The following is a 26,101-nucleotide window of genomic DNA, read 5'->3' as shown; positions in this document are numbered from 1 at the left end:
CTGCCGAATATACCGGCAGCCTGTTCTGATTTTGTTATTTTTTTATTTCTTTAAGGTAAAAGTCATATAATTGATCAATAGATGAACTGGAAAAGATAGACGTGGCTTGTTCAATTTTCTCACGTTTCCAATCGAACCAGCGCATTTCCTTTAACTTTTCGATTTCTTGATCTGTAAACCGTTGCTTGATCACTTTAGCAGGATTGCCGCCTACTATCGTATACGCTGGGACATCCTTTACAACAACTGATCCTGCCGCAACAATAGCACCTTCGCCTATTTTCACACCGGGCATAATCATTGCATTCATCCCAATCCAGGCATCACTAGCAATGATTGTATCCCCTTTGGATTCGTAAGAGTTTGCAATCTGGTCTACAAAAGGATACACGGTAATCCATTCAGGATGATGATTGTGATTCCCACCCATGAGAATAATTACACCACTAGCAATACAAACATAATTTCCTATACTCAATTTATCTAAATGCCAGCCATAATCTTCACTGGGATTAAACAACTTTCTTGATTGTTCATCACCCCAAAGGTATCTGACACACCCATCTTCAAAATCAAGATTATCGTAATAACCAGAGTAGTAAGAGTACTCTCCTACCTCTATCATTGGGTTGGTGACAATATCCTTTAAATACTTAGTTTCAGACCAGTGGCTAAACTGATGTTGTTTCATTTTCTTTCCCTCGCTTCTAAGTAATGTAATTCATTTATACTTAGAAGCTTGATGCAGTAGCGACATTCTTAAACCTTTTCAAACGACGAACCATCGTCCTCATCCTTTTCCTAATTGATGCCGTCATTGTAACAAACGAATGATTTATTCGTCAAATCAACCGTATTGTCCGAACTCAGCTCAATTATGATTTTATCGGATTACGGCTAGCCTTAACATGTTTAAGCTGGGCAACTATAATGACGCTAATGATCACTAGAAGGAACCACGAACTGATCTTACTGAAACTAACCAGTTGCCACGTTTGATATTGATCAGGATATTTCCATGCATTAAAAAATGTAGCGATATTTTCAGCTAACCAGATAAAAAATCCTACAATAAAAAAGGCCAGTGTCAAGGGCATTCGATAGGTAACCGTCCGTACCCTATAAATGATCCATGTTTTCCAGAAGACAACAACCACAAACGCTGTCAGCCACCAACGAAAATCAGGAATGAAATGATGTGTGAAAAAATTTAAATAGATGGCTCCTCCCAACAATCCCGCTGAAGCAAGCCCCGGCCAACCGGTCATATCCATTTTCAATCTTCGCCATATCTGGCACATAAAGCTTGCGACACTTGCATACATAAATCCACTATAGAGGGGTACACCAAACACCTTCGTAAACCCTGGCTCAGGGTATGCCCATGAACCCATCTTTACCTTATAGATTTCCAGCAATAAACCAATAACGTGGAACACACAGATTACTTTTATTTCATCCAGTGTCTCTAATCCAGTACGGTACATGAGGTACTGCACTGTAAGCAGTATTAGAAGAATGGCATCATAACGGTAAAGAAAAGGCATTTCTATTATGTTAGAAAGAGCTAAAGTCCCAAAAATCGCAACAGGAAATATGCAACTCATCGCCTGATGATATCCGAAATGCAGTAATTGTGTTATTGACTTCATTCTTATGTTTCCTCATCATTTTTGTATTCTAATAGATCTCCAGGCTGACATTCCAAAGCCTTACAAATTGCCTCTAACGTTGATAATCGCACCGCTTTTGCTTTTCCATTTTTCAATATAGAAAGATTAGCCATTGTTATTCCAACTCTCTCCGAAAGCTCAGTAACACTCATTTTTCTTTTAGCCAGCATCACGTCGATATTAATTATAATCGCCATTGTTTTCACCTCAGACAGTTAAGTCATTTTCTGATTTTATATCAATAGCTTCTTTTAAAAGCTTTTGTAGAACTGCAGCAAAAACGGCAATCACCATGGAGGCAAAAATGATAATCAAGCCGATGACTATAATCCCTGGGGCATCATCTTTCTCCGCCATGAGGTAAAAGAGTGGCATACCAACTACATACAAGCAACTGATGATGATTGCACAATATTTTATTTTCTTTAAAACCTGCACAGACATTTCCGAGAAAGCATTGTTTTTGTCAATATAGCCTAACAGTTTAAAAGCTTGATACAGTGCAAAGTAAAAAGGTATCGCCGAGGCATACAAATCAATGGCAATGAGATATTTCAATAAACTATAATCCGGATACAGTTCTGCTGCGAAACTCGCTATTTCCGGCACCACAAATATGCACAAAGCAAGCACCGGGATACCAATAAGAATAACCGCTGCCCTTAAAAAAAGTGTTGATCCTCTTTCCATAAAAAACACACCTCACAGATTTATTGTGAATTGAATTTATCACATTATTTATCGTTTTACAATATATTTTAATCGATATACAGTGATTATTGGTTGTTTTATAATTTTCGACTAAAAGGCCGAGCTAATTGACTATTAGAAGTCATTAGCTCGGCCTTGGTACCTTTTCATATCTCTTTATCTCTATTTTTCTATTCTACAAGTAATTCTAATACTGACCGAGATCGATAAAATTCAAATCCATGTTAGCTTCATCTTCAGCCTGATTTGTAACCTCTGTTGATACTGCTTTTCCTTCGTATTCAAGGTTACCGCTTGTCAAATTGAATACATACAGACGATTACCTTTGAAGTACTTATTACCCATATTCTTATAACCCACAATATAGAGATAGTCTTGTTTAAAATCATAGGTAATGTTTTCACTTAAATCTATATTTGTATTCTTCAGAGTAGTCTCATATTCTTTACTCACGAGATCGTAAGAAATCACAGTAAATCCTATATTCTCCTTACCCGATACAGCTTTTTGCAGGAAATAAATTTTCTGTCCATACGCATTCATAATATTATTCAATAACATTTCATGCCCTTGGAACGCGAGCGGCGAGATTTGTCCTGTTGCAACATCTACTTGATATGCCTTTTTATGATTATCTTTACTAACCGTTAAAATCCATTGATCCGAGTGATCCAGATTTTGATTGGCTAACCTAACGAATTGATTATCCCCATTTGCTGCTTCAGATTTAGCTCCTGGTAATACGAGCGGCTCATTCGTAATCTCCTTTGTTGTTAGATTAACACGGATAATCTGCGGTTCAGTTACATAACCTTTGGCGCCGTGATTCAAAAACACCATTGCAACAAGCTCTTGATCAACAAGCTGTACATTTTGTACATAGATATCTGAAATATCATGATCCACATTGATATCGGATCTGATTTCCTGCGTATTATCCTTCTGCTTATTAAGCACAGAAATACTGAGTCTAGCATTTTTCTTCGCTGATGAATCATTTGATTGCTGCTTATCTACGGTCCAATTCACGTAAGCAAGCATATCCTGATTTTCATAGAACCCAGCTAAGTTCTTCTTTCCACGCATGAACTGACGATGCTGATCCCTCCATTTATCCAATTGTGTATTCACTGGTCTTCGGTTTAAGCTTTGGCTGATCGTTAACTTTTCATCTGGATAATCTGTACCATTTGTAGTGATATTAGCTCGTTTGATGCCAAAAACACTATCCTTAGTCAGATAATTTCCGTATAAGGCTATACCTTCAACGAGAGAAGCATCCCCTTGAACCATCGTCAGCTTATAATTAGGTAGTGTCTCTTGTGAGGCTTGTACATAATACGTCCCGATTGTAACAACCGAGAACACTACAAGAACGGCGGTAACCATATATTTTCTCATTCCCTAACCTCCATACCCCTTCAATTATACCGATATTTTCTTACGCAATAGATACAAGCTGTACCAAAGCGAACCTCCAGCAATAATCACTATTAATCCGAGACAAGCACCTATGATTTCTCCGGGATAAAAGTAGCTATCATATCTGCTATAACCCATAAGATAGGGTATTGAGGCTAATCCAGCTAGAACCGCTAAGTATAATAAGATAAAGCCGATCCCTTTCAGTCTGTAGCTCCGCTCCATTAGAATCGCTGTGAACAAGACGATCAAGCCCGTAATGCCCAGTCCATAATATAGAACAAACTCAGAAAAGTAGGGCGGAACCAGAACTTTAAGCACAGTAGAATACTTCAAATAATCAAATACCGAGATGTTCCGATATAGTTCAGCAGGAAGAATCGACTGTGCTATCAAACGCTCCAGTGGCACAAGGACAATTTGCAGGGCAACAAGTCCAAATGCGAATAGCAAGATCGTAACCAGCTTGGCAAAATACAAATTCGCCCGATTGGATGGCAAGGTGAGCAGGCGATATACTATCGTATTTTTACCTCTCCAGTCACGGTACCAGATGAAGCAGCTATATATTAGCAACACTGTTATGCTCAAAAATATGGGTCCGAAATATAGAAGTCCATTATAGCGAGCATACATCATACTGTTTAGCTGAATATATCCAGTCACATTGTGATATTGCTCAAGTGTCCATTGATTCACTCTCATTGCCTCATTCGCAGAATCCAGCCAATGATTAGCACCGATGGTGACTGCTGCAAGCTGCAAGGCAACTGTCAGCACCATGAGTCCAATATATATTTTGGCAAATCGGTTCATTTCAAAATTCAATAGCTTCACAAAAGCTCTCATTTCATGTACACCTCTCTCATTACGTCCGTAATGGACTTACCTTCCTGCTCGCGAACTTCTTCACAGTAGAATTCACGTTCTACCTTCCCATGCTGTAGCAAGACCGCTTTATCAATTAAATGCTCAATATCGTAAATTTCATGAGTTGTAATAATCACACCACGATCCTCGATCAATTCACTCGTGAACACATCAGTAATTTGCTCGCGGCTGAACATATCAATTCCCGAGAACGGCTCGTCCATTAGGATGTAATCACAATCCAAGGCAAGTCCCAGCAACAAATTCACCTTCGCAGCCATCCCTTTCGACAATGAGGATACGCGATCTGAAGAGCTCAGTCGGAAGAACTTAAGCATTTCCTTTGCACGTTCAGCGTTCCAATTCCGATAAAAGCCAGCCATAAAGCTCAAGCAATCAGCAATTCGCATATTAGAGGGCATCGTTAACGAATCTGGAATGAAAGTGATTTTCTCATACATCGCAGGTGTTAGTGATACATTATCGATTAAAACTTCCCCTTTGAATGGTGTCAGTCCCATGATGGACTTCAGCACTGTTGACTTCCCGGCACCATTGATTCCGATCAGGCAGGTAATCTCTCCCTTGGCAGCAGTGAAGCTAACGCCATTTAGTACCTTCTTGAATCCATAATTCTTCACCATCTGATTCACTTGGATCATCTTGTGTCACCACCCTCTGGAGATAACTTGCGCTCGGATGTATATTTTGTCTTTATGATCTCTACCAGTTCTTCAACTGGAATTTGAATATTCTGAATGGAGCTGATGAATATATCCACTGCACTTTCGATTAATTCAGCTCGAATCGAGTTTAGGATTTGCTGATCCTGTGTAATTCGGCTCGGGGAATTCCCTTCTGTTACGATCAAACCCTGTTCCTCCATTTCCTTATATGCCTTCTGCGCCGTGTTCGCATTAATCTTCATTACTGATGCCAGTTCACGCCGTGAAGGAATTTTGTCTCCCGCTCCGATTTGCCCTGTGGCGATCTGTTCCTTGAAATGACGCACAACTTGAATATATACCGGCTCACGAATATTAAAGCTGACGCCTGATTTCTGTTCTTCTGTCATACAACCAACTCCATATACTAAGTGTGTGTACTAAGTGGTTCATACATCTCATTTATGTACTATACGTGTAATACACTTTTGTGTCAATAGTTCAGATTTGAGCAAAAAAAAACTGCCTCTCGGCAGCTCCTTTATTACTAAAACACCTTTTGATTAAAAACATGTTCTTTTCCACCTAAACCCAGTGTATCTGCTGTTGTAGTGTGAATTTTCTGCAGAAGCACGGGATTATCCATTAGTGACAAGCCATAAGAAGGAATCATTTCTTTTATTTTAGGTTCCCATTCTTTTATATATTGAGGGAAACATTTGTTAAGCACTTCAAGCATCACGTGAACAGCCGTAGAAGCTCCAGGGGAAGCCCCTAACAATGCTGCGACCGAACCATCAGCGGCACTAATAACCTCCGTACCAAATTGAAGTGTGCCTTTGCCAGCTTCTGTATCTTTGATAACTTGCACACGCTGACCAGCTACAACAAGATCCCAATCTTCAATTTTGGCATTGGGGATAAACTCTTTCAGTTCTTCCAGACGTTTTTCTTTCGATAACAGCACTTGTTCGATCAGGTATTTTGTTAATGACATGTTTTTAGCACCTGCCGACAGCATTGTTATGAGGTTATCCGGTTTTACAGAAGTTATTAAATCAAACATTGAGCCCGTTTTTAAGAATTTAGGTGAGAAGCCGGCAAATGGCCCAAATAGAAGCGATTTTTTATTGTCGATAAATCTTGTGTCTAAGTGCGGTACGGACATTGGAGGGGCTCCAACTTTAGCTTTGCCGTATACTTTGGCATGATGCTGCGCAATAACTTCCGGATTATTACACACCATAAAAATACCGCTTACTGGGAATCCTCCAATATGTTTTCCTTCAGGAATACCGGATTTCTGCAGTAAGTGCAGGCTTCCTCCCCCGCCACCAATAAACACAAATTTCGCTGTATGTTGTTCGATGTTACCGCTGGCATTTCTGATTTTTAGATCCCATAAGCCAGCACTATTGCGTTTCATACTATTGACACTATGTTTGTAGTGAAGATCGACGGTTTTACTCTTTAAATGCTCAAATAAGATACGCGTTAAAGCACCAAAGTTAACATCCGTTCCAGAGTCAATTTTTGTAGCCGCAATGGATTCATTCGCAGGACGATTTTGTATAATAAGCGGAATCCATTCCATCAGTTTTTTAGAGTCAGCGGAAAATTCCATCCCTTGGAATAAAGGATTTTTTGAGAGCGCTTCAAATCTTTTCTTTAAAAAAGCTATATCCTTCTCCCCTTGCACCAAACTCATATGAGGTAACGGCATAATAAAGTCCTGGGGAGTATGTATCAGCTTGCGATTTACAAGATAAGACCAAAATTGCATCGAAAGCTGAAACTGTTCATTAATCTGAATAGCTTTGCTAATATCTATAGATCCGTCTGGCTTTTCAACAGTATAATTAAGCTCACAGAGCGCCGCATGTCCGGTTCCTGCATTATTCCATTCATTAGAGCTTTCTTCCCCTGCTTTCTCAAGCTTTTCAAATACTTTAATTTTCCATTCCGGTACTAATTCCTTCAAAAGTGTTCCTAAAGTCGCACTCATGATTCCGGCACCAATTAAAATGACGTCTGTATCAGTTGCACTTTTGCCCATTATTACCATCCTTATCCCCTGAATTTTGCAGAAAGGATGTGGGCGCTCCTTCTTAGGCGTCACACCTTTTCTGTATCAATTATAACCTTATCATGTCGTATTACAATTATTTATAAATTTAATATCTACTATTATATGAAAAAAATAAAATATTTAAAAGCTTGTAAAAAAGATAGAAATAAGTCCTCAAGATTTATGGAACAAAAAAAGGCTGCATCATGCCCTGTTCTCATTGTAGACAATTCCGTTTTGATAGCCCAACCCCACTATTGTTTTTTGAATTTCCTGATCTACTTTTCTTTTAAAAGTTGCAAACTCTATTGTGGTTAAGCCGATTGGAAGCTCTTGTTCTATAAATAAATCAAAATCGATCGCCGTTTTGAAAATACGAAGCTTATGCAGAAAAGGTAATTGCTCCATTCCCGTCAAATGAGCCAATGTTTTGCAATTCATAATCGTTAGCTCTTCCAGTGCCTTCATCTGCTGATCAAAGTTAATCTCACGTAGCTGGATTTGATCTTCAATCACAAGCTTTTTTAACGCACGAAAAACCGAAATATTACTCAGGTCATGAAAGCCACGGACTCTACAAATTTCCAGGCTCTCGATTTCATTTTCTTCGATGTCCTGAATATGTTCTCTGCCTCCAAGTAAAATACGTAGGTCTTTCAATTTCTTTAGCCGATTAATAAAATGTAAGGGTTTGTTGCTGATGGAGTGCAGCGCGAGATAGGTAAGATCCTCCAGATCTCCAATAGCATCAAGGTTTTTAACCTTACCTATAACATGCAACTGTTCTAAACGGGAGAATTCTTTTAGGTATTCCAGATTAAGCATCTTTTTCTCCGAGCTAATATTTAAAATACTTAGAGACCGTAACGTATCTATACTCAGAATTTCCGGATTTTCAAGCTCATATATCCCCACGCTCAGACTATACAGGTTATTCAGCTTAGCCAATACGTTCGTGTTATGTGCCTGGTGAAGACAATTCAGCAGCAGCATTTTAACATTTGGAATCTGCAGGAGTGTCTCACAATCAAAGGATACAGAATAGTGGCCATAAAAACGCACTCCAAAATTTTCATCAAAACGCGCGCAAAGCTCATTTACTTCATCCAGAATCGAACCATAGGTCGATGGATCAGAGAACTGGACAATAACTTGGTTGCCGCTGTACAAGTCTTGCTGAATCTGAACTGGATCTAGTGAAATAGGATCATTGATCAGAATCCTTCTTTTCCATGTAACACTCATTCCTAATCCCTCCTACTTGCCGTTAATCATCAGTGTATATTTATTGTAAATCTACGAATTACTTACCCAAGAACATAATTACATAAATCACCCCCATGGACAAGCTACCAAGGAAGGTTACAGGTTATTTAGAGTTTCGTTGATTTAGGAGGATTGAGTACAAGTGTTTTACATTAAAATACAATAAGCTGTATCATTCGTAGATTACTCTACTTTTGATACAGCTTATTTATCATTTATTCAGCCTTCTGCGATGAACTATAAATCCCCGCCACCAACTCCAGCGCTTTTATCCCTTCAGCACCATCCAACCAAAACTTTTGACCCCTGGCGACATGCTCATAGAAGTCCTCAATCAGTCTCTTATGCCCGGTGCCCCAATAGGATTTACCTTCCGTGGCACTGAAACTAGGCTCGCACAGCAAGGTTTCCTTTCCATCCTTCCAAAGATATAAATGATCTCTGCGGAGGTTGATAGTACCCTTTTCAAAAACTAGCTCCAGCTCCACTGGAGAATTCTCCAGATAGGTATTTGTACCATAAAAAAGCCCTCTGACATTACTAGTGAAATCGATGCAGGCATGGGCGGTATCTTCTACCTCTATGACCCCATTTAGCACATCCGTGGTAATACTCCCTTTCACCGATGCCACCTCTCCACCAAACCACTGAAGTAAATCCAGTGTATGAATGGTTTGGTTAATTAGCAGACCTCCACCTTCCGTAGACCAGCGTCCTCTCCAGTTACTATCGCTATAATAACTTTCGCTACGGTGCCAGGTCACGATTCCTTTCATACAGAGCAGCTTCCCATATATTCCTGAGTCAATCACCTGCTTAATATACATCGAGGCATCATTATAACGGTTCTGAAACACCACACCAAGCTGACCTGTGCTTTGCTGTGCGGCTTCAAGTATTCGTCTGGCTGAAGGAAGATCTGCCGCCATAGGCTTTTCGGTAAGGACATGTTTTCCTGCTTGTAACAACTCCGTAGCCATCTCTGCATGTAAATAATGAGGCGTACAGAGATGTACAACATGAATACGGTCATCCTTTAAAATTTCTCTATAATCATTAGTGGCTTGGCAGTCATATTCATTAGACGTCTGCAATGCTTTAACAGCATCAATATCTGCAACCGCAAGTAGTCTCACACCATCGATGCCTGTTAATGTTTTTGCATGAAGAGGGAAAATGGCTCCGCATCCAATAATGGCTGCTCCAAGTTCTTTCATCTATATTACCCTCCGTTCATCATTCCATCGTTATCTGAGTATTGCTGGGGGTTAGATTGATCGCTTGCTCTTGAGCCTTCAGACATAGCTCGGCAGCTTTGAACACATGGGTCTGTGTCATCGCCAGCTCTGTCCGATTCAGACAGTCAAGGATTAGCTCACCAAAGAAAGGAAAACCAACCTTCCCTGCTACATGCTCATAATGTTCCCCTTCCCCATTGACCCAGTACACATGATCCGGTGTATTTGAACGACTTATATCAGTATATTTACGCAGTTCAATGTATCCTTCAGTCCCCATAATCATCGTGCGCCCGTCTCCCCAAGTGCCCAGCCCATCAGGGGTAAACCAATCCACGCGAAAATATTGTGTTGCCCCATTGTCCCCTACAAGAGTAGCATCACCAAAATCCTCTAATTCGGGATAAGTCGGATGATTGTAATTGGCCACTTTACTATGAATAACCGAAGCATCCTGACAATCTGCATAATATAAAAATTGTTCTATTTGATGACTGCCTATGTCACATAGAATCCCACCATATTTCTCCCTTTGGAAAAACCATTCCGGCCGGTTAGGAGCATTTAGACGATGTGGCCCTAATCCAATGACTTGCAGGACACGGCCAATAGCGCCTTGTTGAATCAGCTGCCCCGCATAGATAGCGCTTTCAACGTGAAGGCGTTCACTATAGTAGACCATATATTTCTTATTGGTTGCAGCTGCCATTGCTCTAGCGGATTCAAGCTGTTCCAGGGTCGTAAAAGGGGCTTTATCCGTAAAATAGTCCTTACCGTGAGCCATTACTCTATTGCCTAAAGGTCCTCGTTCAGATGGAATTGCGGCCGCTGCAATTAATTGTACTTCGGGATCTTCCAGAACTTCTTCCATTGATCCGGCAGCTTTGACACCGGGATATTTACTAATAAAATTTCTGACCTTTTCCTCGTCCGGATCATATACCCATTTCAGCTCTGCCCCTGCCTCAACCAGTCCGTTACACATCCCGTAAATATGACCGTGATCTAGGGCAATAGCGGCAATGATGAATTCCCCCGCCTTCACTACGGGTTTGGATTCATACGTTGGTGCATAGGTCATCCCATTTTTTCGATTCATAGAAACCCTCCTTCTATTAGTATTACTCCATTCTATAAGGTATTAAGAAGATACCGCAGACTGATCTCCAAGCTTTCAAAAGGATCACGGCGGCAAACATCCTGCTCCACTACGAACCATTCAACACCCGTTTCGCGACAGACATTGATAATTTCTTTATAGTTCATATTCCCTTCACCGATTTCAGCAAAGATCTGTTTTCTATTAACAATCGCCATATCTTTTAAATGCACTACCTGCATTCGACCTGCAACTTTGCGTATCCATTCGGCTGGACTCCCTCCGCCCGCTTGAACCCAATATAAATCCAGCTCAAAACCAACGGCAGGATCAGACTCAGTGAGCAGAATTTCCATGCCAGTCAATCCATCAAACCGTTCAAATTCAAAATCGTGATTATGATAAACAAATTGCAGATCATGTTGTTCTTTTAGTGTAACTGCAATGCCCGACATCAGCTTGGCGAATTCACGGTAACCTTCTTGCCCCGTACGGAATTTTTCCGGTAAACTTCCTAGTCCAATATTTTTGCAGTTCCACAGCTTATGTTCAGCGGCTAAAGCATCTAAATCGTTCACTAGCCGATCCCAAGACACATGGGTTGCACATATTGCCAGTCCTGCTTTATCTGCATACTCTTTTACGAGCTTCGGATCGATTGGTCCGATGCCTGAAATCTGAATAGCTTCATAACCCATAGCAGAGACCTTTTGAAAAGTAGATCTTAAATCCTCCGCAGTTTTAGTAAAATCACGTAATGTGTACATTTGAGCAGCAATGGTTGAACGATTCATATGATCTTTCCTCTCTGATTAAAATTTAATGAGTTCCCTTAACATCAAAGGTTTGGGCGGCTGTGGTTTCTTTGTTGACGTTAGAATTCTCCACCTTTTCCATGAGCTTCTCATAAAATAAATCTTCATCAATCGGTAACTCCACCCAATCGTCGGTCCAAGCCGATAAATACATCCCATTAGATAGCGTTAGACCGTGAATGCCTTCCTTACCCGGAGCTAACAATTTCTCATCGTGTAGAATGGCATTCGTAAAGTTACGCAAAATTCCTTTATGCTGTTCCCCGCCACCCTCTTCTACAGGAATCTCACATTTCCAACATTCTGGACTGCCGAATCCTCCCGTAAACTCTGCATTGAATTGCGGCTCCGGCGTGCGTAGACGCCAAAAGGTTAATTTCCCGTCTTCCACTACGATTTTTCCATGATCACCAGTAATTTCGAAACGGTTAGTTCCCGGTGCTTCACCTGTTGTGGTGATAAAAAGCCCTGTCGCACCATTTTCATATTCCACATAAGCGGTTACATCATCTTCAACCTCAATATTGCGATATTTACCAAAATGACAAAACGCTCTGATCCGCTTAGGCATCATACCTGTCGTCCACTGCCATAAATCTAGTTGATGAGGATCTTGATTCAGCAGCACCCCACCACCTTCGCCTGCCCATGTAGCCCGCCAACCACCGGAGTTATAGTAACTTTGTGATCTGTACCAGTTGGTGATAATCCAATTTGTGCGGCGGATTTCGCCTAGTTCACCAGACTGTATGAGATCCCTAAGCTTTTGATACAAAGGATTCGTCCGCTGGTTATACATGATTCCGAATTTACGATCAGACTTTGCTGCAGCTTCGTTCATCTGCTTAACAGCTTTGGTATAGACCCCAGCCGGTTTCTCTACCAATACATGATAGCCATATTGAAAAGCCCCGATAGCTAAAGTTGGATGATCATAATGTGGAGTACAGATTAATACTGCATCTATGAGATGAGACTCATATAACTCTTGGGGTGTTGCAAATTTCTGTACACTTTCCGGTAAATGCTCTTCTGCCCATTTCAAACGTTCTTCCCTTACATCACATACAGCTGCAAGCTCAGCATCTTTAATATGATTCAACAGACTTTGTGCATGTGCACTCCCCATATTCCCAATTCCAATAATGCCATACCGTACTTTATTCAATCAGATCACTTCCCTATTTGAGGTTATGTTATGAGAATATACTTAATTAATAGACATGAACATGAGCGAAACTAAGCATTATTTGCACAATAATAAGATGATTTAGTTAAATTAATTCGTTATAATAAGGATAATCAAGTCATAGAGGAGCTAGATGATGAATAATCCAGGTAACCTTACCGGCAGATTCCTCCAGAATCTTACCGTAAAAGTGACCCATGCCCAACTTAGAAGCGGATATAGCGGGTGGAATCGTACGTTGGAAACTCCAACCTTTAATCGGCTGTATTTTATTGACCGCGGTGAGGGAAAAGTTATCATTAACGGTGTTACTTATTATCCGAGAGCAGGTCAGCTAATGATCATGCCCGCAGGAAGCACTCAAACTACAGAGACGTCAATGAATGATCCCTATACACGCTATTTCTGCCATTTTGATGCTGATATTGGGGAGTGGCCCTTATTCCATTCGGCAAACAAACTGTTTATCTGTGATGCGCCCAACCCAGATTCCGTACGGGTTATTTTCACAGAAATGATCGAACAGTTTCAAAAAGATGATGTATTGTCCATTCTGCGTACTCAGGCGAACGTCCTCAATCTAATTGCTACTTGTCTTGAATCGAACGAAAATATCAAAACAGACTTTATGCAAGAATTTATACATACGGGGGATCAAGGAAAGCTCGCCTATGTGCTTCAATATATTGATGAGCGGCTGGATAAACCCATAGAAATAGAAGAGTTAGCAGAAATTGTCCACTTACATCCGAACTATTTCATCCCCTACTTCAAGAAATTTATAGGGGTTCCCCCCATGCATTATGTACAATTGAAAAGAATGGAGCATGCTAAAAGACAGCTTTCTTATAGCAATTTCAGCATTTCAGATATCGCGGAGCAAGTAAGTATGGAATTAGCCCATTTCTCTAAATATTTCAAAAAGACAATAGGAATCTCCCCTTCTGCCTATCGTAACAGCACTAAGTAAATTTATTAGGGAATGTCCTAATCTATGTGTTGAACTATAATAAAAAGGCTCTAACCTACAATTTTGAGGTGGTGAACGATATTCTTATCAGAACAGCATCTATAAGCGACATTCAAGAGATAGCAAGACTCTCAAGCCAGCTTGGATATCCTTTGAATATCGAACAATTAGGAGAAAGACTACAAGAAATCGGAACACACAAAGATCATACTGTATATGTAGCTGAATCAAATCACCAATTGGTAGGATGGATACATGCGACCGTTCGAATCTTACTTGAATCTCCTTCATTTATTGAAATCGGAGGTCTTGTTGTTGATCAGACTTGCCGCGGAGAAGGAATTGGCAGACAGCTTGTAGAAACCTGTGAACGATGGGCAATCCAAACAGGGTTTAGCAAAATTAGAGTACGTACCAATCAAACCAGAGAAGATGCTGTACAGTTCTATAATCATATAGGATTTTCGCAAAAAAAATCACAGCATGTACTTGATAAGGAACTTTAATCACACTCAGGACTTTTAGGGAGGTTCAATGGTTATGCTAGAATTAAATTTGCATCCAGCATTAGAAGGAAAAATCGCTGTGATTACCGGAGGAGCCGGTGTATTATGCCGGGTTATGGCGCTAGAGTTAGGTCGGCAAGGAGCTAAAGTCGCGATTCTAAATCGCACCGCAGCTAAGGGAGATTTGGTTGCCGCTGAAATTACAGCCGCAGGCGGTCAAGCGATTTCACTCTCCTGTGATGTTACAGATCAACAGAGTGTTGTGAAAGCCGCAGAAGCTGTTAAGAATCACTGGGGTCCTTGCGATCTATTAATTAACGGTGCTGGCGGAAATGATTCCTCAGCAAATACGACCCAAGAGATTTTCAAAAATGATGACCTGGAGAACCCGGACATATTCACTTTTTTTGACCTTAGTGTAGATGGATTTCGCAATGTGATGGACCTAAATCTGATTGGAACATTGATTCCAACCCAAGTTTTTGCCAAGCAGATGCTCGGCAGAACGGGCACATCTGTTATTAATATTTCATCCATGAGTGCACCTTCTCCAATGACCAAAGTACCTGCCTACAGCGCTGCCAAAGCAGGAATTAATAATCTCACCCAGTGGCTCTCCGTTCATTTCGCTGAGTCTGGTATACGTGTGAATGCCATTGCCCCTGGCTTTTTCCTTACTAAACAAAATGAGAAGCTGTTGGTTCGTGAAGATGGCGAGCTTACAGACCGTTCCCAAAAAATCATCTCTCATACTCCAATGCGCCGCTTTGGAAAGCCGGAGGATCTGCTTGGCACACTACTCTGGTTAGCAGATGAAGCAATGTCCAGCTTTGTGACCGGAGTTACCGTCCCCGTTGACGGTGGATTCTTGGCTTATTCGGGAGTATAGACTAATCTAATGAGGGATTACAATGATTGTAGATCCATTACGCGTATTCGTTACTGTAGCTGAACTGAGTCATTTTTCCAAAGCAGGAGAAGCGCTGAATTTATCTCAACCCGGTGTCAGTCTGCATATCCGGAATCTTGAGAATGAGCTCGGTGCTAAACTCCTGCATCGTTCTTCTAAACAGGTTAGATTAACAGAAGCGGGCAGTATTCTTTATAAACACGCCAAACAAATATTGGCTCATTTCGATGAAGCAAGTCAGGAAATCCATATGCTTCAGGACGAAGTCACTGGGAGTATACATATCGGCGCTAGTTTTACTATAGGTGAATATATTTTGCCGGCAAGACTTGCTGATTTTGCCAATCAATATCCGCAGGTCAAGCTGCAAGTGACGATAGGCAATACTGAGGAGATTATTGGAGGCGTTAAATCCAACGAACTGGACATAGGGTTTATTGAAGGTGAGGTCCATGAGAATGATCTGAATGTCACTCCTTATATGAAAGACGAGATGATTATGGTCGCTCCTGCTACCCACCCTCTGTCAAAAGCGATTTCTGTGGAGCAGAGTATGTTGCAGGATCAGGTTTGGGTGCTTCGCGAACACGGCTCAGGTACACGAGCTTTCAGTGATCATTTCCTACAGGAGGAAGATATTTCTGTTAAAAGATCCTATGTCTTCAACAGCTCTCAAGGTGTTAAAGAAGCTGTGGCCTCTGGTCTCGGAATCGCCATGCTCTCCAGATGGATTGTACGGAAGGAACTAGAAAGCGGTGAGATCAAAGAGCTGCCAATCAGGCAACATCATCTGGAAAGGCAATTCTCAATCATCCGACATCAAGAATGTTCTTCTTCCTTAGCTACCGATGTCTTTATAAAAAAGCTACTTGTCTTTAGAAAAGACAAGTAGCTTTTTTTCTTCCACACTATGAAATTATACTTGATGTTCAACCAAATGCCCGTCTTCCAGATGCAGAACCCGGTCACACCATTCGAGCATCCGTTCATCATGAGTGACCATTACCGCTGCTTTACCTTCACTCTTCACCTCATCAGCGATCATTCGTACAACTTCTCTTCCGCGTTTGAAGTCCAGACTGGCTGTCGGCTCGTCTGCAAAGAGAATCGCTGGTTTATTCATCCACGCTCTAGCGATAGCTACACGCTGCTTCTCCCCACCGGAGAGCTGTTCCGGATAATGATTACGCCGTTTCCAGATATCCAGCCGCTTCATCAAATCAGCAGCCCGTTCCTTCGCTTCCTTAGCACTCATTTTCGCCTGCTTGGCTACAAAAAGGAGTTGCTCCTCCACCTTCAAATAAGGCAACAACTGAGCGCTTTGGAACATAAAACCTATCTTCTCTAAACGGAGCTCCGTCAGCTCACTTTTACTTTTATCTGTAAGTGATTCCCCATCTATAAAAATTTCACCACTAGTAGGTGTTAGAAGTGCACCAGCCGCTGAAAGGAATGTACTTTTCCCTGTTCCCGAAGGTCCAAGGACAGCAACGAATTCCCCTTCATTAACGATCAGATTCAAATTGTTCAGCACAGACACCGTTGTATCGCCATCACCGTAGTTTTTGGTTACTTGCTTCATGATTAGTTTCGCACTCATGCTCCAGCCCTCCCAATAGCTTCTAATGCATCTACTTTTGCCACTTTAGCGACAGAAATTAGTGATCCTAAAAGAGACATCCCAACGAATAAACAGCTGGTTAAAAGAATGGTGGAAGGCTCCAGTTGGAATGGCATCGAATCTGGCAGGACCTTATTCATCCCAAAGGTAAGCAGTAAGCTAATGCAAAGACTTGATATAGCTAAAATCATGACCTGCCCTACCACGCTCCAAGCCAAGTAAGACATTTTAGTACCCATCGCCTTCAGAATACCAAACTGACTTGTTTTCTGAATCGTAATGACATAGAAGAATACCGCCAGAACAAACGCTGCGATCACAAACAGGAAAACAATCATCATTAGCAGTGAACCCTGCTCTGCCGAGTAGCCCGGAACATTGGATATAGCTACTTTTTGCGTAATGACCTCTACATCTTTTACATTCGTTGAAATCTTATTTACTTGATCAGCATTCGCATTAAGGGCAATCACATTAAACGGTACCGACGAAGAGGTTTCTTCTCCTTGGTTAACCCCCTGCTTCATAGCTTGCCAATCCTGATTGTTGATATAAACTACTGGGGTATGACTGTAAGAGCTATCCTCAACAAAACCTGCGACAGTAAATTCCATCCCGGTTGCCTGATCACGAATGATACTGCCAAGTTTGATTCCTGACTGTTCCAGGTCACGATCAACAAGGACTTTACCGTTTGTCTCGTTTGTAATCTTGTCACCTTCAACTACTTTAGGAGCTAATAACCCATTCATATCTACTGCAAAAAAAGTAATATCTGCTTTTACGTCTGCCTCGTTAGCAGTGACAGTGCTCATCTGCATTGCAAGTGAAGATGCATTATTGTCTCCAACTACTGCACGTACATTCTGGAGCTCCGTATCTGTTAACTGAGAACGTCTAAAGGTCTGATCCGCATCACCTTGCACTACAAAATAATTCGCCGGCATGTTCTCTACTGCAGAGATATTTGCATAAGCTAATCCTCTGGCTAGTCCCGTGACGAAAAGTACAAGAAAGGAAACCAATAACATGATAACCATAATTAATAGGTATCTGGCTTTAGAATGTCGCATTTCCCTTAAGGCTAAAAACATATTACCACTCCTTCTAATCTGTATAGTCACAGTTTAGAAGATGAAAATGAACGGAGTATGAATAATGAATTACAAAAGCGGAAGTGTAACTGTAAAGGTAGTCCCTTCACCCAAAGTACTGGTTACTTCAATGGTTCCGTTATGCGCTTCTACGATTTTTTGAGAAATCGCAAGTCCAAGTCCGCTGCTATGGGTTTCATGTGTTCGTGCTCGATCTACTTTATAGAAACGATCAAAGATTAACGGTAACTCCTCGGCTGAAATGCCTTCACCCGTATCAGACACAGAAACAATACAGTTCTGTTCCACAAGCTTCGCGGAAATCATAATGGAACCCTCAGCAGGTGTGTATTTTATGGCGTTGGAGAGCAGGTTCATCCATACCTGGAACAATAGATTTGGATCACCTAGAACGCTGATATCTGCAAGATTCAAACGCACGGCCAGTTGTTTCTCTGTTAATCTCCATTCCATGATTTGTACGACCTGTCTTAGTTGTGCACGCAAGTCTGTCGACTTTTTCTGTATGGAATTAGGATCATAATCAAGCGAAGACAAGGTAAGCAGCTGTTTGCTTAGCAATGAAAGACGATGGCTTTCTTGGTCAATGATATTGAGATACTGTAACCGTTCATCCTCAGGTAAGGTTGAATCTTGTAACGCTTGGGCAAATCCCTGAATAGATGTTAATGGCGACTCAATTTCATGTGATACATTAGCGACAAATTCCTGACGTGCCCGATTTGTTCGTTCCAGCTCCCGGCTCATAATCATAAAATGGGAAGCTAACTGACCAATCTCATCACGCCGCCACGTATTCAATTTGATATCGTATCTGCCTTTTGAGATCCGTTTAGTGGCCGTCGTCAAACGTGTAATAGGTCTAACTACATGCAGTACGCTAATCATTACAAAGCCTAAGCTAAACAACACGGTGAACCCAATGATCACAGCAAAAAAGACGCGCAGCTCACCGAATTGTACTTCAGCATCCGGACGCATAAACAAAGCATACGTCTCATTGTTTACTTTTACAGGAACACCAATTGAATTACGCAGTTGATTATCAAAAAATCCGGTAATAAATGCACTGTCCGGGAAATCCGCAACCCCATGATAAATTTGCCCATTCAGAACCTTCTCTAGTTGCTGCTCATCCAAATCTTCTTTTCTAAAGGGCTTCCCGTAGAATCTTGATTCCCCTTCAGCATCTGTTAAATAGATTTTATAACCCAGCTTGGCTATACTCCGCAAATAATCCTCCATTGTCTCCGGATGTGATTCTGCGAATTGTTGAACCTCGATAGCCATTCCGGTAAGTTTGGCATCGTTCTGAGATTTAATCTGGGCTTGATAGTAAATATTAGACACCAAAAATCCAAGAAGGCTACTCACCACAATTACTGAACAGAAGACAATACACATCCGGACATACAAGGATCTCATACGTTAACCATCTCCAATTTATAGCCAATGCCTCGAACGGTTCGGATCACAAAATCTTCCTGATAATCTACGAAGCGCTGACGCAATCGTTTGATATGTACATCGACTGTTCGCTCATCCCCTTCATAATCCATGCCCCATACCAGTTCAATTAACTCACTACGTGTATATAACCTGCCTGGATATTGTGCGAGTTGAGCCAGAAGCTCAAACTCTTTTACCGGTAGCAGCAGAACCTCATCACCATCGGTTATTTCATAATTTTTGCGGTCAATAACTAGAGAATTTAATCGAATCCGATCATCTGAAGCAATGGAATAGCGGCGAAATAACGCTTTGATCCGAAATAGCAACTCTTCAGGCTCAAAAGGTTTCGTTAGATAATCATCCGTCCCCCGCAAATAACCTTGCTCTTTATCACTCAGCTGCTGGCGTGCTGTCAATAAAATGATCGGAATATCATACGTTTCTCTAATATGCTGACATAGCTCTAACCCATCTACATGTGGCATCATTACATCTACGACCGCTAAATCCGCAATACTGTCCTGCAATTTATGTATCGCATCTCGGCCATCACTGGCCTCCATCACCTGATATCCTTCCCTTGTTAGTACATGTTTTAATAATGTTCGAATATTCACATCGTCATCTGCTACTAAAATCTTCTTCATCATTTACACTCCCTGAATAATGGATGAACTCATAGTAACAACTTTATAACGATAGAACAACTAAAGTCAGATCAAACAAAAGGCTTGATACTCTCTCTAAGTGTGGTAACCGGCCGCTCCATCAGTCTCTCCAGATCTTTTGATGTAGAAGCAGTATCTATCTTCGCTAAAAACGAATAAATCCAATGCTGAATACTTGAATCCTGGCGAAACGTAATTTTTTCCCCTGATAACTCTGATAATACATCAACTAATTCGTTGAAGTCCCAAACATTTGGTGCAGCTAGTTCGTAGACTTGGTTCATATGTCCATTCGTTGTAAGAACCTTTGCCGTAGCTAAAGCGAGGTCCTCACGAGTGACTGAATTAAACTGCCAGTTCCCTGGATAAGTGGGTAGCTCGCCGCTTTCCATCGCTTCCTTCAACCCAAGCACACCCACAAAATCTATGTACAAAGCGTTACGTAGAAACGTATAATCTATCCCTGATTCAAGAATCATCTGCTCAGTTAGTAAATGAACATGATAAGAAGGAATCGGACCTTTGGGTGGAAAGGCAAATCCAGTATAAAGCAAATGCTTCACATTGGCCTTTTTTGCTGCATGAATGACCTGAGCATGCTGTTGTAATCTGATCTTATCATCGGTATGAGAGCTGGAGATTAAAAGTAACGTTGTGACCCCAGTAAAAGCTTCAATCAGCGTATCTAACTGGTCATAATCGCCAAAACGGACTTCGAACCCTTTTTCTAAAAAATTAACAGCTTTCTCTGGCTGACGAACACAAGCAATAACTTGACTAGCCGGAACGTACTTCTCAAGCTTCTCCATAATTAAGCTGCCTAATTGACCTGTGGCTCCTGTAACCATAATCGACATACATAACACCCTTTCTGTTATTCGAATGTACTCAGTTTTTGTAATAAAAAGATAAGTTGATGAAGCTCCTGATCATTCAGATTCTTCATTCTCTCTGCGACAGCCTGACGATTCTCTGGAAGATGCTCCAGAAGTAATTGCTGGCCTTCAGTCGTAATCGAAATGACGCTTTTTCTGCCATCCTTGGTATCATTCGAACGGGTTATTAATCCATCTCGCTCCAATGGTGTTAACAGCATGCTTATATTAGCTTTGGTAACTCCAATAATGTGAGCCAATGTAGAAGGCAGAATCGCACCTCCCTGTTTAGAGATCTCCACCAAGATACGAATTCTTGCTCCATTCAATCCTTTCGACTGCCAATATTTCTCAGAAACAGAAACTAAATTTGCAGTAGCTTCAACTAATGTAAAAAATGCTTTGGTATGCAATGGCTGATTCAGCACAAACTGTTGTAAATGATCCATATTCTATAATTCAGCTCCAATATAGTTAAGTCCTTAACTAATTTTAAACATACTACACTCCCCATGAGTTGTCAAAAAAAAGAAGCTGCCTCACCTGGCAGAATAAATCTGCTGATGAAACAGCCTCTAAATAAACTCACCTTAGATTAACACCGTTTTTGTGGAAACAGGCTCTTCACTGTATTTTTTAGAACCCTCCAGCATAACCTCCAGCTTAATGATCTCCGACCGGCTAGCTAAACGAATTGGGGGTCCCCATGTTCCATATCCTGACGACACCACTACATGCAAATTGTCCTTACGAAGATATCCCCAGTCCAGCTCGAACAAACGTTTAGTGATCCAGTGATTAGGAGCAATCTGTCCTCGGTGCGTATGACCCGAGAGTAGAACGTCTACCCCAGCTTGAGCGGCTACGTCGAAGCCTGTAGGCTGATGATCCATCATAATCACAGGACGTGTAAGATCAAGTCCTTCGAGCAAGGTGCTTACACTTTGTCTGCCACCAGCTTCCATCGTCTCGGCTGTCTTGTCTTTTCGGCCTACAATATACGTTCCTGCGACTTCTTCAACCTCATCTTGCAGGACCTTGATCCCAATACTACTCATCAAATCGGTATATTCCTTAATTGATCCACCATAATATTCGTGATTGCCCAGTACTGCGTAGACACCATAACGAGCTTTTAACTGTTTAATCTGTTCACTCATACTATTGCGGATAAAAGGTTCAATGCTGTCATCCAAGACATCTCCAGCCAGCAAAATCACATCGGGTTGCATCGCGTTCATTTGTGCCACCATTTTTTTGAGATGACGATTGCCCACGATATTCCCTAAGTGCAGGTCTGAAGCAACCGCGATCGTTAATGGCGTGCTGGTGCCAATAGATTTATCAATAGGTATGGAATGTGTGCGGATCACGGTACTCCAGGCGTTGATTGAACCCCAGACCAGAAAGACTGCCAGTAATATCAGAATTGTCCCGCCCGCTTCTGCAATGTAATAGGTACGATTGATTCCTGACCATCCCAGTATCACATATAATAGGTCTGCCAAAGGTAACATAATGATTGCAAATTCCATACACGCTAAATAATACGATCCAATCACTTTAAAGAATCTGGCGATCGGTTTAACCGATTTTGGCCATGGGATCATTCCAATGACATACGCAAAAGCGATCAGCATAAATAATGTCCAGAATACTGCTGACGAAACACCTGAAAACCATTCATGAATAAGTAACCAGCCGTGATAGCCAATGTAGAAATTAACAAGACCCAGAATGAGCAGCATAGCAAATCCTGAAGCTAACATTCGTAATGTTTTCATCGTTTCTCTCCCCTTTACCTAACTACTTCTCTACTTCTTATCTCAAATCATAACACAAACCGTTAACCCAGTATAAACTGCAATGCGGTGTTCGGAAAACATCGGAACTAAAAAAAGAAAATGCCCATCGGCATCTTCTTTGGAGGTTTATCTTATATCGCTTTATCACGTGTGGCCATACATTGACCAATCAGCTTATCGCATTTATTGATGTGATTTATCAGCCAGTCTGTTAACGTTCGATTAAGCTTGATGGTTGAGAGTACGGATACTCCCTTTGTTTTGACCGTTTCTTCCAATTCGAGAACTGCCTTCACGAAATCAGCATGCGTCTGACGATGTTCAGCTAGTTCAGGGAAGTTGATCTCCTCCATCAGCTGCTCTTCATTACTGAAATGTTCAATCGTGTATTCTTTTAAGAATTTCAGTGTTTCCTCAATCTTTTCTTTCCCTTGCTGATTACTGCATGCTTCAAAGAATTCGTTCAATTTCGCTAACAACTGTCTGTGCTGGCAGTCAATTTTTTCTACACCGATATCATATGAATCTTTCCAAGCGATCATGAAATCACCATTCCGTTTCTTGAAAATTACATTTTAATTTTATTTTCCACCTTTCTCCACAAAAGAACTATTAACAACATCACAGGTGCTTATATTCAACCATTAGCTGTACATATGGCACCTACTGATAAATCTCTACTTCATCACGGGTTCGATATGTACAAGTACATTGGAAACTTGGTGCCGGTCTTTTAACTGTTCTTCAATTTCTTCCGTAATATCATGACTCTGCACTACACTTAGCTGAGAATCCACTAGCACAGTTGTGTCTACTAATACGTTATTCCCATGGATACGGGCTTTGATATCTTTTATGGATTGTACACCATCAATTTCTGCCACAGTTTCTTTCATATGTTCAAGCTCTTCCGCATCAAATCCGTCCGTCAGATCATGCGTAGCTTTGCTAAAGATATCCCATGCCGTCTTACAGATAATTAGTCCGACAATGATGGCTGTAAGCGGGTCAAGCCAAGGAACGCCCAAGGAGGAAGCCACAATTCCGATAAAAGCGCCCACGCTAACTATAGCATCTGATCGATTATCCAGTGCTACTGCCCGCATTGCGTTACTGTTAATGGCACGGGCCAGCCTAATATTATACATATAGACAGCCATCATAACTACAGCACAGCCCACTGCCGTCCACGCCGCTATGAGATCAGGACTTTCCAGTGCTGGTTGAATAAATTTGTTCACAGCTTGGTACAAAACTTGAAGCCCTACCGCAATCATAATGAATGAAGCAATTAATGAAGCCACGGTCTCCGCTCTAAAATGCCCGTAGCTGTGGTTCGAATCCGGCGGTCTTCTGGAAATCTTCAGGCCAATTAGTACCGCGATAGAAGCAATAATATCTGTACTGTTATTCAATCCATCTGCAAGCAACGCTTGAGATCCTGAGACCGTACCTATGAACAGCTTGATAGCTGATAAAAAGATATAAGCAACGATGCTTAGCCAAGCTCCTTTTTCGCCTTGTTTAATGTCGTTATAAGTTTCCAAAAAAAGAACCCCCAAAGAATAGTATTGTTCTATACTACACTTTGAGAATCGGGTGGGTCTAGAGAAACAGTGTTGCTACGGGGCGCAATAGTTCCCTCTGTCAAATAGAGTTGCAAGGTCGTAACTGTTTTGCAGGACGCAACATAGTTTGCCCCCGTTCAACTTTGCTTCCATTCTTCTGGAATAGTAACTTTTTGCTATTTTTATTGTCTAATTATAGTAATGACTAATTCAAAGGAGCGTGGAGTGATGATTCAGTCTTTGCCGAAGAAAATTGTTACATGTTTAGCTATAGGGAGTATTTTAATTCCAATAACAAACAGTGGATCAATGTCAGTCATTTCTGCAGAAAAAGCAATTGTAAGCCTAAGTAACACTTATTACAGTGAAGTCACAGCCCCGATCCTAAAACCTGTTTGGTCAGCACAACTCGCCATTTTAAAAAAAGACAGAATCACCGGACAGGACATTACAGCACTCGCGGAAAACGGGAAGATCTTTGCGTTGCAGCGCAATGAAAAATTAACCGCAATGAATGCGGCAACAGGCAAAAAAATATGGGAGTTCGGAAGTGGATTAGCGCCGCTATTCACGTACAGCAATGGATTTATCTACGGTCTAACCCGAAGCGGCTCCCTATATGCCGTTAATGAGGCAGGTAAAAAAGCATGGTCGGCTTCCATAACACTCCCCAAAGCTACAAATATACAGCGTTTAGGATCTACTATTTATGTTACTCAAGAGGAACAATTAGCAGCAGTTGACGCCGTAACCGGAAAGATCAAATGGAAGGCTGTAGAGAAAAGCAATAACTTTACAGGCTTATCAGAGGTCATGGAATCAGACGGGGTCGTTATTCGCAGCTATCTGTCTCAAGGGGCCTTAACAACTGCTGGACTCGCCGCTTATGACAGTCTGACAGGAAAAAAACTATGGGACCAGACCCGGCAGTGGATGCCGTTAGCAGTGAAGGATGGGCTCCTCTACTCTATCACGAATACATTTATGATGGATGATGACCCGGTAAATCGAAAAGTCAAAGTATCCGTGTTCAACATAAAGACAGGTGAATTAAAAGGAGAACGTTTATATAAATGGACAGATACCGAGAATAAAGATGGTGTGTACAATTATAATGGGATGAATGGAAACGCGTTTTTGGATGGAAAGGACTTTTACATCTTTCAGGGCAGTAAGTTTGTGAAATATGATTTCTGGAATTATTCTGCAGAGGGTAAACCGGTGCAAACCTGGGCCTCGATGGTTAAAGAAAAAGACTCTCCATTGAACCAAGTTTATCAACAAAGAATGTTATTTCAAAATCAAGATAAAGGTACTTTATCCGCACTTAAGCTAGGAACCGGCCAGCTTGTCGACCTCAATATTGGAGAGAATCCAGTGGTACAGACGGATCTGTTCGGAAACGTGGTTTATAGTGGACAATCTGATGGCCTATTTCACGCTTATGACATGTTAACTCTAAAGCCTATTTTCACTGTGAACACAGGCTCTCGTAACTTTGCCCCTTCCCTTAAAACTGGAGGGATGCTGATGATTCGGACGGATAATAAGCTGCTCGCGATTAAACTTCCTACATCTATAAAATAAAAAAGCC

General features: G+C 41.3%; 28 protein-coding genes. 5 read left to right on the top strand and 23 right to left on the bottom strand.

Annotated elements, in window-relative coordinates:
• Positions 1–34 precede the first annotated feature (34 nt).
• The 14 genes from NST40_RS14140 to NST40_RS14075 all read right to left on the bottom strand — a co-directional run bounded on the left by NST40_RS14140 (position 35) and on the right by NST40_RS14075 (position 12,996).
• Entirely contained in the window at positions 35–691 is a 657-nt protein-coding gene (locus tag NST40_RS14140) for a CatB-related O-acetyltransferase (RefSeq protein ID WP_076219090.1), read from the bottom strand.
• A gap of 184 nt (positions 692–875) precedes the next feature.
• Positions 876–1,652 (bottom strand): DUF817 domain-containing protein, encoded by a 777-nt coding sequence (locus NST40_RS14135; RefSeq protein ID WP_342410808.1) that lies wholly within the window; start codon positions 1,650–1,652, stop codon positions 876–878.
• 2 nt (positions 1,653–1,654) lie between these two features.
• On the bottom strand, positions 1,655–1,870 hold the full coding sequence (locus tag NST40_RS14130; RefSeq protein WP_076129351.1) for a helix-turn-helix transcriptional regulator: 216 nt from the start codon (positions 1,868–1,870) through the stop codon (positions 1,655–1,657).
• A gap of 10 nt (positions 1,871–1,880) precedes the next feature.
• Positions 1,881–2,363 (bottom strand): DUF2975 domain-containing protein, encoded by a 483-nt coding sequence (locus NST40_RS14125; RefSeq protein ID WP_038570783.1) that lies wholly within the window; start codon positions 2,361–2,363, stop codon positions 1,881–1,883.
• A gap of 208 nt (positions 2,364–2,571) precedes the next feature.
• Positions 2,572–3,786, bottom strand: a complete 1,215-nt coding sequence (locus NST40_RS14120) for a hypothetical protein (protein ID WP_076275689.1) — start codon at positions 3,784–3,786, stop codon at positions 2,572–2,574.
• 24 nt (positions 3,787–3,810) lie between these two features.
• Complete coding sequence (locus tag NST40_RS14115) at positions 3,811–4,656, bottom strand: hypothetical protein (RefSeq protein WP_342410807.1); 846 nt, start codon at positions 4,654–4,656, stop codon at positions 3,811–3,813.
• Positions 4,653–5,339 carry an ABC transporter ATP-binding protein gene (locus tag NST40_RS14110; RefSeq protein ID WP_342410805.1) on the bottom strand — a complete coding sequence of 229 codons (687 nt, stop codon included), beginning with the start codon at positions 5,337–5,339 and terminating at the stop codon, positions 4,653–4,655. Before NST40_RS14110 ends, NST40_RS14115 begins: the two co-directional genes overlap by 4 nt.
• Complete coding sequence (locus tag NST40_RS14105) at positions 5,336–5,752, bottom strand: GntR family transcriptional regulator (protein ID WP_076129346.1); 417 nt, start codon at positions 5,750–5,752, stop codon at positions 5,336–5,338. The genes NST40_RS14110 and NST40_RS14105 overlap by 4 nt, the downstream gene beginning before the upstream one ends.
• A 137-nt stretch (positions 5,753–5,889) precedes the next feature.
• Positions 5,890–7,398: a malate:quinone oxidoreductase gene (locus NST40_RS14100; RefSeq protein WP_076275692.1), complete on the bottom strand. Its 1,509-nt coding sequence runs from the start codon at positions 7,396–7,398 to the stop codon at positions 5,890–5,892.
• Between the two features lie 216 nt (positions 7,399–7,614).
• On the bottom strand, positions 7,615–8,655 hold the full coding sequence (locus tag NST40_RS14095) for a hypothetical protein (RefSeq protein WP_342410802.1): 1,041 nt from the start codon (positions 8,653–8,655) through the stop codon (positions 7,615–7,617).
• A 236-nt stretch (positions 8,656–8,891) separates the two neighbouring features.
• On the bottom strand, positions 8,892–9,893 hold the full coding sequence (locus NST40_RS14090) for a Gfo/Idh/MocA family oxidoreductase (RefSeq protein WP_076275693.1): 1,002 nt from the start codon (positions 9,891–9,893) through the stop codon (positions 8,892–8,894).
• Positions 9,894–9,912: 19 nt separating this feature from the next.
• Positions 9,913–11,013 carry a Gfo/Idh/MocA family oxidoreductase gene (locus tag NST40_RS14085; RefSeq protein ID WP_076275694.1) on the bottom strand — a complete coding sequence of 367 codons (1,101 nt, stop codon included), beginning with the start codon at positions 11,011–11,013 and terminating at the stop codon, positions 9,913–9,915.
• A 32-nt stretch (positions 11,014–11,045) separates the two neighbouring features.
• Entirely contained in the window at positions 11,046–11,807 is a 762-nt protein-coding gene (locus tag NST40_RS14080; protein ID WP_076275695.1) for a sugar phosphate isomerase/epimerase, read from the bottom strand.
• Positions 11,808–11,832: 25 nt separating this feature from the next.
• Positions 11,833–12,996 (bottom strand): Gfo/Idh/MocA family oxidoreductase, encoded by a 1,164-nt coding sequence (locus tag NST40_RS14075; protein ID WP_076275696.1) that lies wholly within the window; start codon positions 12,994–12,996, stop codon positions 11,833–11,835.
• Positions 12,997–13,150: 154 nt separating this feature from the next.
• Between NST40_RS14075 and NST40_RS14070 the strand changes: the two genes are divergently transcribed.
• Genes NST40_RS14070 through NST40_RS14055 form a run of 4 tightly spaced genes read left to right on the top strand, consistent with a single transcriptional unit; the run spans position 13,151 to position 16,295 of the window.
• On the top strand, positions 13,151–13,987 hold the full coding sequence (locus NST40_RS14070; protein WP_305953559.1) for an AraC family transcriptional regulator: 837 nt from the start codon (positions 13,151–13,153) through the stop codon (positions 13,985–13,987).
• Between the two features lie 26 nt (positions 13,988–14,013).
• The gene (locus NST40_RS14065) at positions 14,014–14,493 is read left to right on the top strand and encodes a GNAT family N-acetyltransferase (RefSeq protein ID WP_256718899.1); all 480 of its coding nucleotides are present in this window, start codon (positions 14,014–14,016) and stop codon (positions 14,491–14,493) included.
• A gap of 34 nt (positions 14,494–14,527) precedes the next feature.
• Positions 14,528–15,382: an SDR family oxidoreductase gene (locus NST40_RS14060; RefSeq protein WP_076275697.1), complete on the top strand. Its 855-nt coding sequence runs from the start codon at positions 14,528–14,530 to the stop codon at positions 15,380–15,382.
• Positions 15,383–15,404: 22 nt separating this feature from the next.
• Complete coding sequence (locus NST40_RS14055; RefSeq protein WP_036678189.1) at positions 15,405–16,295, top strand: LysR family transcriptional regulator; 891 nt, start codon at positions 15,405–15,407, stop codon at positions 16,293–16,295.
• A gap of 24 nt (positions 16,296–16,319) precedes the next feature.
• Here NST40_RS14055 and NST40_RS14050 read toward each other — a convergent pair whose 3' ends face one another.
• From NST40_RS14050 to NST40_RS14010, 9 genes are all read right to left on the bottom strand, one after another.
• Positions 16,320–17,003, bottom strand: coding sequence for an ABC transporter ATP-binding protein (locus NST40_RS14050; RefSeq protein WP_076129337.1), 684 nt, complete (start codon positions 17,001–17,003; stop codon positions 16,320–16,322).
• Positions 17,000–18,118: an ABC transporter permease gene (locus tag NST40_RS14045; RefSeq protein ID WP_076275698.1), complete on the bottom strand. Its 1,119-nt coding sequence runs from the start codon at positions 18,116–18,118 to the stop codon at positions 17,000–17,002. Before NST40_RS14045 ends, NST40_RS14050 begins: the two co-directional genes overlap by 4 nt.
• 69 nt (positions 18,119–18,187) lie before the next feature.
• Positions 18,188–19,564, bottom strand: a complete 1,377-nt coding sequence (locus NST40_RS14040; protein ID WP_076194281.1) for a HAMP domain-containing sensor histidine kinase — start codon at positions 19,562–19,564, stop codon at positions 18,188–18,190.
• Positions 19,561–20,238, bottom strand: coding sequence for a response regulator transcription factor (locus NST40_RS14035; RefSeq protein WP_076129334.1), 678 nt, complete (start codon positions 20,236–20,238; stop codon positions 19,561–19,563). Before NST40_RS14035 ends, NST40_RS14040 begins: the two co-directional genes overlap by 4 nt.
• 71 nt (positions 20,239–20,309) lie before the next feature.
• Positions 20,310–21,116 (bottom strand): NmrA family NAD(P)-binding protein, encoded by an 807-nt coding sequence (locus tag NST40_RS14030; protein ID WP_076275699.1) that lies wholly within the window; start codon positions 21,114–21,116, stop codon positions 20,310–20,312.
• Between the two features lie 17 nt (positions 21,117–21,133).
• Positions 21,134–21,583: a MarR family transcriptional regulator gene (locus NST40_RS14025; RefSeq protein ID WP_076129332.1), complete on the bottom strand. Its 450-nt coding sequence runs from the start codon at positions 21,581–21,583 to the stop codon at positions 21,134–21,136.
• Positions 21,584–21,724: 141 nt separating this feature from the next.
• Positions 21,725–22,918 carry a metallophosphoesterase gene (locus NST40_RS14020; protein WP_076129331.1) on the bottom strand — a complete coding sequence of 398 codons (1,194 nt, stop codon included), beginning with the start codon at positions 22,916–22,918 and terminating at the stop codon, positions 21,725–21,727.
• 152 nt (positions 22,919–23,070) lie between these two features.
• Positions 23,071–23,481: a bacteriohemerythrin gene (locus NST40_RS14015; protein ID WP_051491008.1), complete on the bottom strand. Its 411-nt coding sequence runs from the start codon at positions 23,479–23,481 to the stop codon at positions 23,071–23,073.
• Between the two features lie 135 nt (positions 23,482–23,616).
• Positions 23,617–24,486, bottom strand: coding sequence for a cation diffusion facilitator family transporter (locus NST40_RS14010; RefSeq protein WP_076129330.1), 870 nt, complete (start codon positions 24,484–24,486; stop codon positions 23,617–23,619).
• 249 nt (positions 24,487–24,735) lie between these two features.
• Here NST40_RS14010 and NST40_RS14005 point away from each other — a divergent pair, with 249 nt between their 5' ends.
• The gene (locus NST40_RS14005) at positions 24,736–26,094 is read left to right on the top strand and encodes a PQQ-binding-like beta-propeller repeat protein (RefSeq protein WP_076275700.1); all 1,359 of its coding nucleotides are present in this window, start codon (positions 24,736–24,738) and stop codon (positions 26,092–26,094) included.
• Positions 26,095–26,101: the final 7 nt, after the last annotated feature.

Source organism: Paenibacillus sp. FSL R10-2778 (assembly GCF_038593035.1).
Taxonomy (GTDB): domain Bacteria; phylum Bacillota; class Bacilli; order Paenibacillales; family Paenibacillaceae; genus Paenibacillus_AQ; species Paenibacillus_AQ odorifer.
This window is presented reverse-complemented; position numbering and strand designations above follow the sequence as displayed.

Bases quoted from the DNA above. Each gene is read 5' to 3' on its own strand.
- NST40_RS14110 (WP_342410805.1), bottom strand. From the start codon at position 5,339: ATGATCCAAGTGAATCAGATGGTGAAGAATTATGGATTCAAGAAGGTA.
- NST40_RS14105 (WP_076129346.1), bottom strand. From the start codon at position 5,752: ATGACAGAAGAACAGAAATCAGGCGTCAGCTTTAATATTCGTGAGCCG.
- NST40_RS14070 (WP_305953559.1), top strand. From the start codon at position 13,151: ATGATGAATAATCCAGGTAACCTTACCGGCAGATTCCTCCAGAATCTT.
- NST40_RS14085 (WP_076275694.1), bottom strand. From the start codon at position 11,013: ATGAATCGAAAAAATGGGATGACCTATGCACCAACGTATGAATCCAAA.
- NST40_RS14120 (WP_076275689.1), bottom strand. From the start codon at position 3,786: ATGAGAAAATATATGGTTACCGCCGTTCTTGTAGTGTTCTCGGTTGTT.
- NST40_RS14040 (WP_076194281.1), bottom strand. From the start codon at position 19,564: ATGAGATCCTTGTATGTCCGGATGTGTATTGTCTTCTGTTCAGTAATT.
- NST40_RS14140 (WP_076219090.1), bottom strand. From the start codon at position 691: ATGAAACAACATCAGTTTAGCCACTGGTCTGAAACTAAGTATTTAAAG.
- NST40_RS14025 (WP_076129332.1), bottom strand. From the start codon at position 21,583: ATGGATCATTTACAACAGTTTGTGCTGAATCAGCCATTGCATACCAAA.
- NST40_RS14035 (WP_076129334.1), bottom strand. From the start codon at position 20,238: ATGAAGAAGATTTTAGTAGCAGATGACGATGTGAATATTCGAACATTA.
- NST40_RS14005 (WP_076275700.1), top strand. From the start codon at position 24,736: ATGATTCAGTCTTTGCCGAAGAAAATTGTTACATGTTTAGCTATAGGG.
- NST40_RS14090 (WP_076275693.1), bottom strand. From the start codon at position 9,893: ATGAAAGAACTTGGAGCAGCCATTATTGGATGCGGAGCCATTTTCCCT.
- NST40_RS14125 (WP_038570783.1), bottom strand. From the start codon at position 2,363: ATGGAAAGAGGATCAACACTTTTTTTAAGGGCAGCGGTTATTCTTATT.
- NST40_RS14115 (WP_342410807.1), bottom strand. From the start codon at position 4,656: ATGAGAGCTTTTGTGAAGCTATTGAATTTTGAAATGAACCGATTTGCC.
- NST40_RS14130 (WP_076129351.1), bottom strand. From the start codon at position 1,870: ATGGCGATTATAATTAATATCGACGTGATGCTGGCTAAAAGAAAAATG.
- NST40_RS14015 (WP_051491008.1), bottom strand. From the start codon at position 23,481: ATGATCGCTTGGAAAGATTCATATGATATCGGTGTAGAAAAAATTGAC.
- NST40_RS14135 (WP_342410808.1), bottom strand. From the start codon at position 1,652: ATGAAGTCAATAACACAATTACTGCATTTCGGATATCATCAGGCGATG.
- NST40_RS14030 (WP_076275699.1), bottom strand. From the start codon at position 21,116: ATGTCGATTATGGTTACAGGAGCCACAGGTCAATTAGGCAGCTTAATT.
- NST40_RS14020 (WP_076129331.1), bottom strand. From the start codon at position 22,918: ATGAAAACATTACGAATGTTAGCTTCAGGATTTGCTATGCTGCTCATT.
- NST40_RS14060 (WP_076275697.1), top strand. From the start codon at position 14,528: ATGCTAGAATTAAATTTGCATCCAGCATTAGAAGGAAAAATCGCTGTG.
- NST40_RS14095 (WP_342410802.1), bottom strand. From the start codon at position 8,655: ATGAGTGTTACATGGAAAAGAAGGATTCTGATCAATGATCCTATTTCA.
- NST40_RS14050 (WP_076129337.1), bottom strand. From the start codon at position 17,003: ATGAGTGCGAAACTAATCATGAAGCAAGTAACCAAAAACTACGGTGAT.
- NST40_RS14100 (WP_076275692.1), bottom strand. From the start codon at position 7,398: ATGGGCAAAAGTGCAACTGATACAGACGTCATTTTAATTGGTGCCGGA.
- NST40_RS14045 (WP_076275698.1), bottom strand. From the start codon at position 18,118: ATGTTTTTAGCCTTAAGGGAAATGCGACATTCTAAAGCCAGATACCTA.
- NST40_RS14055 (WP_036678189.1), top strand. From the start codon at position 15,405: ATGATTGTAGATCCATTACGCGTATTCGTTACTGTAGCTGAACTGAGT.
- NST40_RS14080 (WP_076275695.1), bottom strand. From the start codon at position 11,807: ATGAATCGTTCAACCATTGCTGCTCAAATGTACACATTACGTGATTTT.